Annotated in this window: 13 protein-coding genes; 12 read left to right on the plus strand and 1 reads right to left on the minus strand. The window is 31.1% G+C overall.

Annotation, left to right across the window (positions count from 1 at the left end; all coding sequences use genetic code 11):
• Positions 1-39: 39 nt before the first annotated feature.
• Positions 40-900, plus strand: coding sequence for a LysR family transcriptional regulator (locus AA076_RS00215; RefSeq protein ID WP_001052510.1), 861 nt, complete (start codon positions 40-42; stop codon positions 898-900).
• Positions 901-1,254: 354 nt separating this feature from the next.
• On the opposite strand, the gene AA076_RS00220 is transcribed toward AA076_RS00215, so the two are convergent.
• Complete coding sequence (locus tag AA076_RS00220; RefSeq protein ID WP_000543163.1) at positions 1,255-1,788, minus strand: DUF4865 family protein; 534 nt, start codon at positions 1,786-1,788, stop codon at positions 1,255-1,257.
• A 90-nt stretch (positions 1,789-1,878) separates the two neighbouring features.
• On the opposite strand from AA076_RS00220, the gene AA076_RS00225 reads away from it, so the two are divergent.
• From AA076_RS00225 to norC, 11 genes are all read left to right on the plus strand, one after another.
• Entirely contained in the window at positions 1,879-2,622 is a 744-nt protein-coding gene (locus AA076_RS00225; protein WP_001793250.1) for a LysR family transcriptional regulator, read from the plus strand.
• A 433-nt stretch (positions 2,623-3,055) separates the two neighbouring features.
• Positions 3,056-3,658 (plus strand): hypothetical protein, encoded by a 603-nt coding sequence (locus AA076_RS00230; protein WP_000908952.1) that lies wholly within the window; start codon positions 3,056-3,058, stop codon positions 3,656-3,658.
• 266 nt (positions 3,659-3,924) lie between these two features.
• Positions 3,925-7,077 (plus strand): DEAD/DEAH box helicase, encoded by a 3,153-nt coding sequence (locus AA076_RS00235; protein WP_000080559.1) that lies wholly within the window; start codon positions 3,925-3,927, stop codon positions 7,075-7,077.
• 56 nt (positions 7,078-7,133) lie between these two features.
• Positions 7,134-7,616, plus strand: coding sequence for a hypothetical protein (locus AA076_RS00240; RefSeq protein ID WP_000410568.1), 483 nt, complete (start codon positions 7,134-7,136; stop codon positions 7,614-7,616).
• A gap of 204 nt (positions 7,617-7,820) precedes the next feature.
• Entirely contained in the window at positions 7,821-8,807 is a 987-nt protein-coding gene (locus AA076_RS00245) for a phosphatidylinositol-specific phospholipase C (RefSeq protein ID WP_000710576.1), read from the plus strand.
• 220 nt (positions 8,808-9,027) lie between these two features.
• Positions 9,028-9,798: a tandem-type lipoprotein gene (locus tag AA076_RS00250; RefSeq protein ID WP_001836341.1), complete on the plus strand. Its 771-nt coding sequence runs from the start codon at positions 9,028-9,030 to the stop codon at positions 9,796-9,798.
• Between the two features lie 63 nt (positions 9,799-9,861).
• Entirely contained in the window at positions 9,862-10,632 is a 771-nt protein-coding gene (locus AA076_RS00255; protein ID WP_000977781.1) for a tandem-type lipoprotein, read from the plus strand.
• 63 nt (positions 10,633-10,695) lie between these two features.
• On the plus strand, positions 10,696-11,466 hold the full coding sequence (locus AA076_RS00260) for a tandem-type lipoprotein (RefSeq protein WP_031857449.1): 771 nt from the start codon (positions 10,696-10,698) through the stop codon (positions 11,464-11,466).
• A 93-nt stretch (positions 11,467-11,559) separates the two neighbouring features.
• Entirely contained in the window at positions 11,560-13,797 is a 2,238-nt protein-coding gene (gene aryK, locus AA076_RS00265) for a transcriptional regulator AryK (protein ID WP_001188495.1), read from the plus strand.
• A 150-nt stretch (positions 13,798-13,947) separates the two neighbouring features.
• On the plus strand, positions 13,948-15,126 hold the full coding sequence (locus AA076_RS00270; protein ID WP_001075826.1) for a M20 family metallopeptidase: 1,179 nt from the start codon (positions 13,948-13,950) through the stop codon (positions 15,124-15,126).
• Between the two features lies 1 nt (position 15,127).
• The gene (norC, locus tag AA076_RS00275) at positions 15,128-16,516 is read left to right on the plus strand and encodes a multidrug efflux MFS transporter NorC (RefSeq protein WP_001006444.1); all 1,389 of its coding nucleotides are present in this window, start codon (positions 15,128-15,130) and stop codon (positions 16,514-16,516) included.
• Positions 16,517-16,523: the final 7 nt, after the last annotated feature.

Here is a 16,523-nt window from a genome sequence, read left to right on the forward strand (position 1 = left end):
CAGGATTCGATAAAAGGGAACCCTAAAGGAGGTACTACTTTGAACTTAAACATTTTAAAATCATTTTTAGTAACTAGTGAAACAAAGAACCTTACTAAAGCATCAGAGTTACTTAACTATTCACAGTCAACTGTATCTACACATATTGAAAAATTAGAAAGGCAATTAGATGTTAAATTATTTTATAGAAAAAAATATGGTATGGAACTAACGGAAGAAGGCTTAGCATACGTTAAATATGCTAAAGTGATTTTAGATAGTAATAGCGAATACGAGAGAGAAATAAAAGGACTTTACAATAAGAAGGTAAATATAAGTATTAACATGCAAGAAAGTCAGTATTTGTATCGCTACTATAATAAGATTAGTGAATGGTTAGCTGAACACCCATATGTAAACTTGAAGTTTAAATCCGCACATTCTAATTTCTATATTAAAGAAGAAATTGCTAATTTCAAATCGGATATTAGCCTTATCACAGACGAAAAGATTATTAATAGTAACTTAACTGCTATTCCTATAACTGAAGAACGTTTAATATTTGTTACTAACAAAGAGATGAAAGATTTCAAATTAAACGATATTCAAAACCATACATTACTTGTTACTGAAAAAGGGTGTAGTTACAGAGAACAGTTAGAAATGATTTTATATAAATATAGCTTTTCAACAAAACAAATGATTGAATTTCTAGGAATTGAGTCATTAAAAAAACACTTGAAAAATTCAGGTGGGATTGCGCTATTGCCGGAATTTATTGTTGCAGATGAATTAGAAAATAAAAGTTTGTTTCAAATAGACGTAGATGTCGATATTCCGAATTTAGAAACAACATTGATAATTAATCCTGAATCGAATAAGCAAGTACTTGAATCTTTTGTAAAAGATGTTTTTTTATAATTATTGGTGAAAACGTGTAGTTATGGTGAAACTCAAAGATAATAATTTAAATGAGATGTTAATGAAAAAGTAATTCAATATAAAAACAGGTGATTTATATCTTTAATAAGGATTATTTCTAGTTGAAATTTCAAATTGCGGGCATTCATTTTCAAAATAGTAAAGAATTTAATAGATGAAAACCTTTGAATCATACTAGTTAGTATGGATTGATTAATATTTTAACCTGCTAAATGAGTAGCTTATGTATTTTAAATAGCTGTCATCTAGCAGGTTCTTTATTATTAATAAGTTCAGATAAATTATTTTAGTCTGTTTTCTAATGTTGATAATAATAACTTTAAATCTGTACTTTCATTGTGAGATATATAGTACATCATAAATTTTTATATTTGGATTGAGACTCTTTGGAAGATTTTCAATAAATGAATATTTCACAAACTTCCACTTATCAGGATTATAAATTATAATTTCTGCAACTGCATTATCGAAGATTCTAAACAATTTTTTGATTTCTATTTCTTTTAGAGATAAAGTAGGGAAAATGTCGATATATTCTTCAAGCGCATAAAGACTATGTTTAACAGAATCGGTTATGTTCATTGAATATATCACACCAATATTTATATTTTGCCATCCAAAAGAAGAAATAACATTATCATAAAATCCATTGAATATAAATTCAGTCATCCCCTCTGAACTTCTCCATAAATATAATGGTGAATAAGTATTTGTAATGCAATTAGTAGTTGTTTGACTTATTAAATAAGCTTTTATAATTAAATTTTTAAATCCATCAGTCTTATAACCATTTAATCGAACTCTATCTCTAATTATTTCCATATTGTAATCACTAGGCAACTTAACATGATATTGCATTGCATGCATTTAGCATACCCCCTTTTATAAAAAGGATAGCAATAATAAGTAAAATCTCATATTATCCAATTGTGATATAGTTATCATAAAAAGTGATAGGTGATTAAATTGAACTTTAATGATTTGGAAATTTTTATAACTGTATGTGAAGAAGCATCTATCAATAAAGCTGCAATTAAACTTAGATATGCACAATCTAATATATCTCAAAGAATTAGCAAGCTTGAAAATGAATTAGGTGTAGTTTTGCTTTTTAGAAATCAAAAAGGTGCTAAGGCAACTAAAGCAGGCGAAGAATTCTTAGCGTATAGCAAAAAAGTATTAAGAGATACAGAGACTATAAAAAATAAAATGAAAAATAATACTATGTCTATTTTATGCTCAGAACTGTTATTTAATTATTTATCTGAGAGCGAAGAAATTATGATGTCGAATAACTCAATTAATTTTATTTCTAGTGGAAATATTAGAAAAGCTATAGAAAAAAATAATTATGATAAGGTTATTTCATTCATAAAAATTAACGACTCAAATTATAGACTTAGTAATGTTGATACTATGAAAGTAACGCTTTACAGTAATGGAAGTAATTATGATAAAGAGGCTTTACTAATAAATAAAGATGAGTTTTGTCCTTTAAGGAAAATAACTTTAGATAATAAGCTTGATTCACAACGGGTAATGGAAATTGATTCATTGGCAGCAATAATAAACTTAGTTAAACAAGGAAAAGGAAAGGCTTTATTACCTATGACTTTTGAGAATAAAAGAGATATAGTACAGGACATTTCTAAGATATTTGAAGTTAACTACTATACTTATAATCATATTATGCATCATTAATTGAAAGTTGATTGAGTTTAAATTACAGGAACGATTTTAAAAGTCTAGTAGTTAGAATGAGCGATGTGACAGAAAAGAAATTATGCCTTTTATTTTGTAAATTCGTTGTTTTAAAGTAAAGGTCCTTGTAGTATAGGAAAAAGTGGATGACTTCTCCGCCTTTACCACCCTTTCAAGCATAATGATAACTGCTAAATATTGATTATAGCACCATTGCAAAACTAATCATTAATTGTCATATTCAACTATTTTGAAAAGTATCAATTTCACATTATCAAATTATTGAGTATCTCAATTTATTGTTATACACAAACAGTATTTTTGTTATCATAGAGTTAATAAATATAATAAATTAAACAAGTAACTTTACAAAAATTAGAATGATTCAATTCAATCATAATTGTTTGAAAATAGAGGTGAGCAGGTGAACGATATGTTAATTAGTCTTGTAATCCCAGTTTTTGCTTTGTTAGTTATTGGTGGTATTATTTGGATGATTATAGAAGGTATAGTACATATTTCAAAAAAGAATAAAGCAATTGATAACTTTTTTAACCAAGTTAATAAAGTAAGTGAGACATATAAATTCGCTACTACTTTTTTATTTCTAATCTTGGCTACGGCTGGTATTTCTCAATTTTATCTATATTATATAGTATCAGCGTTTCTTTTTTGGCTTGTCATACTTACCTTTGGCATTGCAGGTATCATTTTTTTAATGCCATATGGATTATGTTTTCTACCGTTTTATAAGCAAAAAAAGAAAAAACAGACATTTAAAAAATACATGGTTTACACTACGATTGGTTTGTCAATTTGTCTAGGCTTATCTCTAGTTTTGGTTCACACTACGAAAATTTATATGGACGAAGGTGGCGTAAGATACTATTACGGTAGTTTTGTAATGAAACAAGCGGGCGGTTATGCTTATTTAGCTTTAGCGGTACTTTCAACGTTGTTAATTGTTGCGAAAAAAGCTACAAATAAAAATAAAGAAATCGAAACCGTCGACAATACAAATATAACGGAAAGATAATTAAGGGAGTGCTCATTCAGGAGTGCTCTTTTTTGATGTCCAAATTTAGTTGCAAATGAAGGCATAGAAGAAATTTTTATAGTCATTTATTGGATAATGAATTATGGTCATATCGATTAATTTTATTAGTGAGGATTTTACAAACATTTGTTGAATAAATATGGTAATGATAATATATGAATATTTTTGAAAAAACACTAATATGATTAAATTATTTGTTAAAATAGCATTAAGTAAAAAACAAATAGGGAACAAGGTGGGATTTCATGAGTCAATTGCTAAATGATACGTTATCGGCTTGGTTGTTAATTGAATCTTTAAGTCCAGGAGAAGTAAATTTTACAGCGGAAGATATACTCTCAGCTGAACATTTTAAAAATGGTGCAAAGCAAGCACAACTTCAAAGTTTTGATGAATATTTTGAAATATGGAATGCTGAACGCTTTATTATATCAGAAGAAAAATCAGAGACTGGGGAACTTATATTTAAATTTTATAGACATTGCTTCCGCTATAATGAAATTAATTTGAAAATTCAGGATATTTTTGATGATTATTCTGAGATTCATAATCCAAATGGGACACACTGTTATGGTTACACATTTAACACAGATAAACACGGCAAAGTGATAGTTGATTCTATACATATTCCGATGATTATGAGTGCATTAAAAGAAATTGAAAAGAACAAAAATGCCAATATAGAAGAAAAATTTAATGATTCTGTTGAAAAATTTGTTCAAAAAGTAAAAGAAATTTTAGCAGATGAACCAATTAATGAATTTAAATTGAAGAAGATGGACAAAGCTTATGATGAGTACTTTTCTGTATTAAATTCAAAGAAAGATGGATTATTTGGACATTATGTAGCAATAGAATATGTGAAAGATAGTGATTTACCACAGCCGGAATTTAACAGCTTCTTCATAAGTGATATTGAGAAAGCAAGAAAATCTCCCAACCAAACTTTAATTGATTACATTGAAGGTGTAGAAGAAAGTCAGCGCATAGAAGTAGATGAAAATAAAGAAATGTTTGACAAATTTTTACATCCTTCACGTTTGCCTGATGGACGATGGCCATCACAGACTGAGTTTAGATTGTCTTTAATGCAACAACTTGCTGTAAACCAAATTACGAGTGGTAATGAAAGAATAAGTTCAGTTAATGGGCCACCAGGTACAGGTAAGACTACTTTATTAAAAGATATATTTGCTCATCTAGTAGTTGAAAGAGGTAAAGAGTTAGCTAAACTAAATAATCCTAAAGATGCATTTGTCAAAACAAAAATTCATGAAACGGATGATAAATACGTATACTTACTAAAGGAATCTATTGCCAAATATAAGATGGTAGTCGCATCTAGTAATAATGGAGCTGTTGAAAATATATCTAAAGATTTACCGAAAATTGAAGAAATTATAAGAAATCCCGAAAAATGTAAATTCCCTAAATATGAACAGAATTATGCAAATTTAGCACATGAATTAAAAGATTTTGCTGAAATAGCTGAAGATTTGATTGGTGAAAGTGCCTGGGGCTTATTTTCTGGAGTTTTTGGTAAAAGTACTAATATTAACCAAGTATTGAGTCATATGTTAAAACAAGATGCGAATGATATTGGCTTTGCTAAATTACTACAAAATGAGAATAATCGTATGAGTTATAACGAGTTAATGAGTGAATGGCAATCACATCAACGTGCATTTTTAGAAGAGTTGAGGCATGTTGAAATGTTAAAAGAAGAATCTATTAGAGCATATGATGTTTATAAAAATTGTGAGTCTTTCTCTAAGATTGAACAGGTTATTAATAGTGAAAAAACAAGTATTGAAGAACAGGTATATCATTTAGATAATGAAACGTTACGAGACAATAAAGAAATAGAAGATTTGGATAATCGAATTAATTATATTGTTAAGCAAATAGAAACTTTAAATGAGTTAATTAAATCCATCAAAGAAAGCAACAAAGGTTTTATTAACAAACTGAAAGCGATGTTTAATTCAGAAGAAGATGAAAGCTATAAAGATCATAATAAAGAGAAGCAACAATTATTAACACAACAGTTAGAGTTAGAGAAATGTAAAAAAAACAAACATGAAGACCTTGTTAGCAAACTAAAAGAAAAAGAGAAATTAATTAAACAATTAACTAAAGTACAGTTGCAATTAGACGAGTTAAATTCACAGTTACAAGAGTTAGAAGCATATCGTATTGAGTCAAAAATTACAATTCCAGAAAAAGATTTTTGGAGTGACAACAATTATGATGAGCGCCAAGTTACTAATCTGTGGACGAGTGACGAACTTCAATACAGACGTGCCATGCTCTTTTTAAGAGCAATGATATTGCATAAATTATTATTGATTGCTAATAATACAACTATTTATTATGCGATTAATGATTTTAAAGATAGAAGGAAATTAATTGATGCAAATCCAGATAAAGTACACAACGCATGGAATGTGATGCATTTAATATTTCCAGTAGTTAGTACGACGTTTGCAAGCTTTAAATCTATGTATGGGGGCATACCAAAAGATTTCATAGACTACTTATTTATTGATGAAGCAGGACAAGCAATACCTCAAGCAGCTGTGGGAGCATTATATCGTTCAAAAAAAGTTGTAGCTGTAGGTGATCCGATTCAAATAGAACCGGTTGTGACTTTAGAAAGTCATTTAATTGATAACATTCGTAAAAATTATCATGTTCCGGAATATCTAGTTTCTAAAGAAGCTTCTGTGCAGTCTGTTGCAGACAACGCCAATCAATATGGTTTTTGGAAATCTGATGCTACTGATAGTAATCAAAAAACCTGGATAGGCATACCTTTATGGGTGCACAGACGATGTTTAAAACCTATGTTCACGATAGCTAACCAAATCGCTTATAATAATAAAATGGTGTTGCCAAGTAATATTACAAAAGTAGGTAAAACAGGTTGGTATGACGTTAAAGGAAACGCAGTTCAAAAACAATTTGTGAAAGAGCATGGTGAAAAAGTAGTGGGATTATTAGCTGATGATTGGATTGAAGCAATTAAGGAAGGTAAAAATGAACCGAGCTCATTTGTAATATCGCCTTTTTCAGCAGTACAGCAACAGATTAAACGTATGTTAAAGCAACAACTACCGACTAGAATTGATATTGAACGTACAAAAATTAATCAATGGGTCGATAAATCCATTGGTACTGTTCATACTTTTCAAGGTAAAGAGGCTCAGAAGGTGTATTTTGTAATAGGTACTGATAATACCCAAGATGGTGCTGTGAACTGGTCATGCGAAAAACCAAACTTGTTAAACGTTGCAGTGACAAGAGCTAAGAAAGAGTTTTATGTAATTGGCGACATGCAAAGAATACAGATGAAACCATTTTATGAGACGATTTTTAAAGAAAGAAATGTAAAATAACATACAAAAAAGTATATAGAGGAAGTTATACATTTTAAAAGGAGCAAAATTGAATAATGGAGAAATTTAACAACTGGATATTAAATGCAATAAGTGGATCTCAAACAGACAAGAATGAAACAACTGAAGAATTAAAAGGGGCAAAATTTATCATTTTATATGCATATTCAATGCTCGTTTTGCTTGCGTTAGTAATTTCTAACATATTCATTCACATTTTGGAGCCTAAACTATCAATCACCACTCAAATCATCATCGTTTTGATTTTAATTGAAGCACTAATTGGACTGCGTTTCTTGAAAGCGTACGATGTTAAGCGTGGCAAAGATAAAGAAAATAAGAAAAATAGTAAGGATTTCGTTAAACTAAAATCAATTTTAGTAGCAATTTTATTTACATCATTGGCGCTGACAGCAGGTACTGTAGCTGATATATACGGTTTCACTGACTTAGGAAATACTAGAAGTGATTTAATCGTTTGGAGCATAGGTGGTATTATATTTGGCCTCGTATGTTACACAATGGAAGATAAAAGATAACGATAAGGAGCTGGCGATTATAAAGCTAGCTCCTTTTTTAACTTATATATGTAAAGAACTATCCTAAGGGTTTTTAATCATATGTCAATAATTTCTATAATACATTATTAAAACATCAATTAAATAAGTTTTAAAATTTTACACATATTTTTATTTAAAAAAGATGTATAATTAATGTATTAAATATAGAAAGAAGTTGATATTATGAAAAAGTGTATTAAGACTTTGTTTTTAAGTATCATTTTAGTAGTGATGAGTGGTTGGTATCATTCAGCACATGCGTCAGATTCGTTGAGTAAAAGTCCAGAAAATTGGATGAGTAAACTTGATGATGGAAAACATTTAACTGAGATTAATATACCGGGTTCACATGATAGTGGCTCATTCACTTTAAAGGATCCAGTAAAATCAGTTTGGGCAAAGACTCAAGATAAAGATTACCTTACCCAAATGAAGTCGGGAGTCAGGTTTTTTGATATTAGAGGTAGAGCAAGTGCTGATAATATGATTTCAGTTCATCACGGCATGGTTTATTTGCATCATGAATTAGGAAAATTTCTCGATGATGCTAAATATTACTTGAGTGCTTATCCAAACGAAACAATTGTGATGTCTATGAAAAAGGACTACGATAGCGATTCTAAAGTTACGAAGACATTTGAAGAAATTTTTAGAGAATATTATTATAATAACCCGCAATATCAGAATCTTTTTTACACAGGAAGTAATGCGAATCCTACTTTAAAAGAAACGAAAGGTAAAATTGTCCTATTCAATAGAATGGGGGGTACGTACATAAAAAGTGGTTATGGTGCTGACACGTCAGGTATTCAATGGGCAGACAATGCGACATTTGAAACGAAAATTAATAATGGTAGCTTAAATTTAAAAGTACAAGATGAGTATAAAGATTACTATGATAAAAAAGTTGAAGCTGTTAAAAATTTATTGGCTAAAGCTAAAACGGATAGTAACAAAGACAATGTATATGTGAATTTCTTGAGTGTAGCGTCTGGAGGCAGCGCATTTAATAGTACTTATAACTATGCATCACATATAAATCCTGAAATTGCAAAAACGATTAAAGCAAATGGGAAAGCTAGAACGGGTTGGCTGATTGTTGACTATGCAGGATATACGTGGCCTGGATATGATGATATCGTAAGTGAAATTATAGATAGTAATAAATAAGGATTCAATAATGATATTAAGACGAGTATGAAAATAGTTAGATTCTAATTATTTTCACTACTCGTTTTTATTTTGAAAATAAGTAATAATTCAACAATATTATAAATTGAACAGATTGTTTGTGAAATTTTTGATAATATTAAAGTGAAAAAGTGTTATAAATTGATAAATATATGTAATTAACAAAAACAAATCATTTTAAAAAGAAGAGAGTTGTAAGATGATGAAACGATTAAACAAATTAGTGTTAGGCATTATTTTTCTGTTTTTAGTCATTAGTATCACTGCTGGTTGTGGCATAGGTAAAGAAGCGGAAGTTAAGAAAAGCTTTGAAAAAACATTGAGTATGTACCCTATTAAAAATCTAGAGGATTTATACGATAAGGAAGGCTATCGTGATGATCAGTTTGATAAAAATGATAAAGGTACATGGATTATAAATTCTGAAATGGTTATTCAACCTAATAATGAAGATATGGTAGCTAAAGGCATGGTTCTATATATGAATAGAAATACCAAAACAACAAATGGTTACTACTATGTCGATGTGACTAAGGACGAGGATGAAGGAAAACCGCACGACAATGAAAAAAGATATCCGGTTAAAATGGTCGATAATAAAATCATTCCAACAAAAGAAATTAAAGATGAAAAAATAAAAAAAGAAATCGAAAACTTTAAGTTTTTTGCGCAATATAGCAATTTTAAAGATTTAATGAATTATAAAGATGGAGATATATCATATAATCCAGAGGTGCCGAGTTATTCAGCTCAATATCAATTAACTAATGATGATTATAATGTAAAACAATTACGTAAAAGATATGACATACCAACAAATAAAGCGCCGAAGCTGTTGTTGAAAGGTACAGGGAATTTAAAAGGTTCATCAGTTGGATATAAAAAAATTGAATTTACTTTTTTAGAGAATAAAAATGAAAATATTTACTTTACTGATAGTCTACATCTTGAACCGAGCGAGGATAAATAATCATCTTTTAACCAGAATATGAAATCAATCTAGGACAACCTAATAAAAGGAGAGAGTTGTAAGATGATGAAACGATTAAACAAATTAGTGTTAGGCATTATTTTTCTGTTTTTAGTCATTAGTATCACTGCTGGTTGTGGCATAGGTAAAGAAGCGAAAATAAAGAAAAGTTTTGAGAAGACATTGAGTATGTATCCGATTAAAAATCTAGAGGATTTATACGATAAAGAAGGTTATCGTGATGACGAATTTGATAAAAATGATAAAGGTACATGGATTATTGGTTCTGAAATGGCAACTCAAAATAAGGGGGAAGCTCTGAAAGTTAAAGGTATGGTCTTGTATATGAATAGAAATACCAAAACAACAAAAGGATATTATTATGTAAATGCAATAAAGAATGATAAAGACGGAAGACCCCAAGAGAATGAAAAAAGGTACCCAGTTAAAATGGTCGATAATAAAATCATTCCAACAAAAGAAATTAAAGATAAAAACATAAAAAAAGAAATCGAAAACTTTAAGTTCTTTGTTCAATATGGAAACTTTAAAGATTTGTCGAAGTATAAAGACGGAGATATTTCATATAATCCAGAGGTGCCGAGTTATTCGGCTAAATATCAATTAACTAATGATGATTACAATGTAAAGCAATTACGTAAAAGATATGACATACCAACAAATAAAGCACCGAAGTTGTTGTTGAAGGGTACAGGGAATTTAAAAGGTTCATCAGTTGGATATAAAGACATTGAATTTACGTTTGTAGAGAAAAAAGAAGAGAACATTTACTTTAGTGATGGGTTAATTTTTAAACCAAGTGAGGATAAATAATCATGACTCGATCAAAATATGAAATCAATCCAGGAAAGATAATAAGAAGAATAGGATTGTGAAATTATGAAACGATTAAACAAATTGGTATTGTATATTAGTTTTTTGATATTAGTCATTAGTTTCACTGCTGGTTGTGGCATAGGTAAAGAAGCGGAAGTTAAGAAAAGCTTTGAAAAAACATTGAGTATGTATCCGATTAAAAATCTAGAGGATTTATACGATAAAGAAGGTTATCGTGATGACGAATTTGATAAAAATGATAAAGGTACATGGATTATTGGTTCTGAAATGGTTGTTCAACCTAAAGGGGAACGTATGAAATCAAAAGGTATGGTTCTATATATGAATAGAAACACTAAGACTACAACCGGGAAGTATATAGTGAGTGAAACACTTCATGATGAAGATGGTAGACCTAAGAGTAAAGATAAAGAATATCCCGTTAAAATGGTAGACAATAAAATCATTCCAACTAAAGGTATCAAAGACGAAAATATAAAAAAAGAAATCGAGAATTTTAAGTTCTTCGCGCAATATGGCAGCTTTAAAGATTTGTCGAAGTACAAAGACGGCGATATATCATATAATCCAGAGGTACCGAGTTATTCAGCAAAATATCAATTAACTAATGATGACTATAATGTAAAACAATTACGAAAAAGATATAAAATACCAACGAATAAAGCACCAAAGTTATTGTTGAAAGGTTCGGGAGACTTAAAAGGTTCATCAGTTGGATATAAAGACATTGAATTTACTTTTGTGGAGAAAAAAGGTGAAAATACTTTTTTTACTGATAGTCTACATCTTGAACCGAGTGAGGATAAATAATCATCCACACACACGATTCAATATGAAATTCAAATATGTTGCTGTAAAATAATGTAAAATAAACGTATTCATATTACTGAATTGAGGGATAGTATGCAACGTGATTATTTAATTCGAGTAGAAACTGAGAGTATGTCAGATTTCAAAAGGCTCAATAGTTTAATGATTGGTTTTGTTATTAAAGGTGAGGCACACATTTATGATGAAAATAATATGACGCAATGCAACAGTGGCGACATTTTCATCATTAACCACCGCGACTTGTATCGATTTCAACTTCAACAAGATGGCATCATATGTTATATCCAATTCCAAATGAAATATTTAGCAGACAAGTTTGATGATGTGCATTGTCTATATTTTCACTTAACAGATGCGACCACAACAAAGAATATACATCAACTGAGAAATATAATGGCAAGACTGGTTTCAACACATATCCGACATAATGAGTTGTCTAAATTGACTGAGCAACAACTTGTGATTCAGTTGCTTATGCATATGATTCATTATGTCCCGCGTACATATCATTCGAACCAAAGTATCTTAAATGATGATAAAGTGAATCAAGTATGCGACTATATCGAGTTACATTTTCATGAAGATTTAAGCCTTTCAGAATTAAGCGAATACGTTGGGTGGTCAGAGAGCCATCTGTCTAAAAAGTTTACAGAATCGCTAGGTGTAGGATTCCATCATTTCTTAAATACGACGCGAATTGAGCATGCGAAACTCGATTTGACATACACAGATGAAACCATTACTGATATTGCATTGCAAAATGGCTTTTCAAGTGCAGCGAGCTTTGCGAGAACATTTAAACACTTTACGCATCAAACACCTAAACAATATCGAGGTGATCGTCCAGCAATCACTGAAAACCAGCAATCGGCACAACATGATTATCACGACCGTGAATTGATATTACTTTTAAATGACTACATTGAAGAAATGAATCATTTTATTGAAGATATTGAAAAGATGAACTATAAAGAGATTGCCTTTCAACCAACCAATCACCAACTAAATCAATTTAATCATATTATTCAAGTGGGCTATTTGAGGAATTTGCTCAATACACAGTATCAATCACAGTTGCTTACATGTCATCATGATTTTCAAGTCAATGAAGTATTAGCATATGATGTGATTCCATATATCATGAAAAAGCTCAATGCGCCATTCACGTATGATGCAGAAATTTCGAATATATTTTATGATATTGATTTGTGTTTAGACTTTTTATTAGATCATAACTTTAGTTTGACCATGCATTTGGATCAGTATGACTCACGTGATTATATCGATGCATTTAAAATTTTTATCCATCACGTTGCCCTGCATGTCAGTCATAGAAAAGATTTGAAGTTCAACTTGTATGTGACGACATTGCACACGTCTTTGATTGAAATGATTGATTATTTTAAAGCATTATTCCCTAATGGTGGCTTGTACATTCACTTAGATCAAGCTACGGAAAGACATCTACCATTATTGAAACGACTTGAGCCACACATCGACCATTTTGTATTTGATGCCAATTCAAATGACGCTGTTGATTTTAATAAAATGAATGATGATGAATTTAAAACCGCGAGTCAAATGATTATTAATAAAACGAATTACCTTATCGACTTAATGCATCGTCATCGCCTAAAGCGTCCACTCATTTTACTCAATTGGAATACATTGACGGGTGATACATTTATTACAAACGGCGAATATTTTAGAGGTGGTATCATCATTGAGCAATTATTAAAATTAAGTTCTAAAGTAGAGGGTATCGGGTATTGGTTGAATTATGATTTGCACGTCAGTCATTGTAAAAATGAACGGGATTATATGAATTCTATTGAACTATTTCATCAATATAATGGAAAACGTCCGGTCTATTTCACGGCATTGCTATTTAATAAATTAACAAGCAATATTTTGTATTCTGATGATACATGTATTGTCACGGGGACTGATTCAAATTTTCAAATATTGTTATATGATGCAAAGCATTTTAATCCGTACTTAGCGTTGGACAATCAAATGAATATGCGTGCGACGGAAATGATTCATTTGAACATTAATGCCCTGGAAGAAGGTATGTATAAGATTAAACATTTTACCTTAGATAAAGAAAATGGTGCGTTATTTAATCTTTGGCGCAAACATCATACGATACATGGCATGGACAAGGACTCTATAGATTACGTTAATCGAATGAGTTTTCCGAAATTAGAAGTATATGATATAGATATCACGGACACACTGGCATTAAACATTAAAATGATTACGAATGGGATTCACTTAATTGAAGTAAAACGTTACCCAAGTTCATAAAATGATCACAAATCACAAATTTTGATATACATAATTTGTGATTTTTTATATTCAAAGCTAAAATTGCAAAAAATTAATGGTTAACATCTCTGTTGTTGGCAATATAAATAATGATTAATCATTTATGATGTAACTAAGGAGATGAAGGATATGAATCAACAATTAATTGAAACTTTAAAATCTAAAGAAGGCAAAATGATTGAGATCAGACGTTATTTACATCAGCATCCAGAATTATCTTTTCATGAAGATGAAACGGCGAAATACATCGCTGAATTTTACAAAGGTAAAGATGTGGAAGTAGAAACGAATGTCGGACCACGTGGAATTAAAGTAACGATTGATTCAGGGAAACCTGGTAAAACATTAGCAATCCGTGCAGACTTTGACGCATTACCCATTACTGAAGATACAGGATTATCTTTTGCATCACAAAATAAAGGTGTTATGCACGCATGTGGTCACGATGCACATACAGCATACATGCTTGTATTAGCAGAGACGCTTGCTGAAATGAAAGATAGTTTTACAGGAAAAGTCGTTGTGATACATCAACCAGCTGAAGAAGTACCACCAGGTGGTGCTAAAACAATGATTGAAAATGGTGTATTAGACGGTGTTGATCATGTATTAGGTGTACACGTCATGAGCACAATGAAAACAGGTAAAGTGTATTACAGACCTGGTTATGTTCAAACAGGACGCGCATTCTTCAAATTGAAAGTTCAAGGTAAAGGTGGTCATGGTTCATCACCACATATGGCCAATGATGCCATTGTTGCAGGTAGCTACTTCGTCACAGCGTTACAAACAGTTGTATCTAGACGACTAAGTCCATTTGAAACCGGTGTTGTCACAATCGGTTCATTTGACGGTAAAGGTCAATTCAATGTCATTAAAGATGTTGTTGAAATTGAAGGTGATGTACGTGGATTAACAGATGCTACAAAAGCAACAATTGAAAAAGAAATTAAACGTTTATCAAAAGGATTAGAGGATATGTATGGTGTAACTTGCACCTTAGAATATAACGATGATTATCCAGCATTATATAATGATCCAGAGTTTACTGAGTACGTGGCTAAGACGTTGAAAGAAGCAAACCTTGATTTTGGTGTTGAAATGTGTGAACCACAACCACCTTCAGAAGACTTTGCATATTATGCTAAAGAACGCCCAAGTGCCTTTATTTATACAGGTGCAGCGGTGGAAAATGGTGAAATTTACCCACATCATCATCCTAAATTTAACATTTCAGAAAAATCATTACTTATTTCTGCAGAAGCAGTAGGGACAGTTGTTTTAGATTACCTTAAAGGAGATAACTAACATGAATGAAACGTATCGCGGGGGCAACAAGTTAATCTTAGGTATTGTATTAGGTGTTATTACATTTTGGTTGTTTGCACAATCACTTGTAAATGTTGTACCGAATTTACAACAAAGTTTTGGTACAGACATGGGGACAATTAGTATTGCGGTCAGTCTAACTGCACTATTTTCAGGCATGTTTGTTGTTGGAGCAGGTGGTCTGGCAGATAAAATTGGGCGCGTGAAAATGACGAATATCGGTTTATTATTAAGTATTATTGGTTCAGCATTAATTATTATTACGAATTTACCGGCATTATTAATTTTAGGTCGTGTTATACAAGGTGTATCAGCAGCGTGTATTATGCCTTCTACATTGGCCATTATGAAAACTTATTATCAGGGTGCTGAACGTCAGCGTGCCTTAAGTTATTGGTCTATCGGTTCTTGGGGTGGCAGTGGTATCTGTTCACTCTTCGGTGGTGCAGTTGCGACAACTATGGGTTGGAGATGGATTTTCATCTTCTCAATTATCGTTGCCGTACTTTCAATGTTACTCATCAAAGGGACGCCTGAAACGAAATCAGAAATTACCAATACACATAAATTTGACGTTGCAGGGCTAATTGTTCTAGTAGTTATGTTGCTAAGTTTAAACGTTGTCATTACTAAAGGTGCAGCACTTGGTTACACATCATTATGGTTCTTTGGTTTGATTGCAATCGTAATTGTAGCATTCTTTATTTTCTTAAATGTTGAGAAAAAAGTAGATAATCCACTTATTGATTTTAAATTATTTGAAAATAAACCATATACAGGTGCAACGATTTCGAACTTCTTATTAAACGGTTTTGCAGGTACATTAATTGTAGCGAATACATTCGTGCAACAAGGTTTAGGTTATACAGCATTGCAGGCAGGATACTTATCAATTACTTATTTAATCATGGTGTTATTGATGATTCGAGTTGGTGAAAAATTATTACAAAAAATGGGTTCTAAGCGACCAATGTTATTAGGTACATTCATTGTGGTCATTGGTATTGCACTTATTTCATTAGTATTCTTACCAGGCATATTTTATGTTATCAGTTGTGTCGTAGGATATTTATGTTTCGGACTAGGCTTAGGTATTTATGCAACACCTTCTACAGATACAGCTATTTCGAATGCACCGTTAGATAAAGTTGGCGTTGCTTCAGGTATTTATAAAATGGCTTCATCACTTGGTGGCGCATTCGGTGTCGCAATTAGTGGTGCTGTATATGCTGGTGCAGTTGCTGCAACGAGCATTCATACAGGTGCGATGATTGCACTTTGGGTTAACGTATTAATGGGAATCATGGCATTTATCGCAATTTTATTCGCGATTCCTAATGATGATAAACGTGTCAAAGATGCGAAATAATAACGAT

The sequence above is a fragment of the Staphylococcus aureus genome (assembly GCF_001027105.1).
GTDB classification, from domain to species: Bacteria; Bacillota; Bacilli; order Staphylococcales; family Staphylococcaceae; genus Staphylococcus; species Staphylococcus aureus.

What these genes read in the sequence shown, in the direction of transcription:
- AA076_RS00270 (WP_001075826.1), top strand. Translation starts at nt 13,948, where the DNA reads ATGAATCAACAATTAATTGAAACTTTAAAATCTAAAGAAGGCAAAATG.
- aryK (WP_001188495.1), top strand. Translation starts at nt 11,560, where the DNA reads ATGCAACGTGATTATTTAATTCGAGTAGAAACTGAGAGTATGTCAGAT.
- norC (WP_001006444.1), top strand. Translation starts at nt 15,128, where the DNA reads ATGAATGAAACGTATCGCGGGGGCAACAAGTTAATCTTAGGTATTGTA.
- AA076_RS00240 (WP_000410568.1), top strand. Translation starts at nt 7,134, where the DNA reads ATGGAGAAATTTAACAACTGGATATTAAATGCAATAAGTGGATCTCAA.
- AA076_RS00250 (WP_001836341.1), top strand. Translation starts at nt 9,028, where the DNA reads ATGATGAAACGATTAAACAAATTAGTGTTAGGCATTATTTTTCTGTTT.
- AA076_RS00235 (WP_000080559.1), top strand. Translation starts at nt 3,925, where the DNA reads ATGAGTCAATTGCTAAATGATACGTTATCGGCTTGGTTGTTAATTGAA.
- AA076_RS00220 (WP_000543163.1), bottom strand. Translation starts at nt 1,788, where the DNA reads ATGCATGCAATGCAATATCATGTTAAGTTGCCTAGTGATTACAATATG.
- AA076_RS00245 (WP_000710576.1), top strand. Translation starts at nt 7,821, where the DNA reads ATGAAAAAGTGTATTAAGACTTTGTTTTTAAGTATCATTTTAGTAGTG.
- AA076_RS00230 (WP_000908952.1), top strand. Translation starts at nt 3,056, where the DNA reads ATGTTAATTAGTCTTGTAATCCCAGTTTTTGCTTTGTTAGTTATTGGT.
- AA076_RS00255 (WP_000977781.1), top strand. Translation starts at nt 9,862, where the DNA reads ATGATGAAACGATTAAACAAATTAGTGTTAGGCATTATTTTTCTGTTT.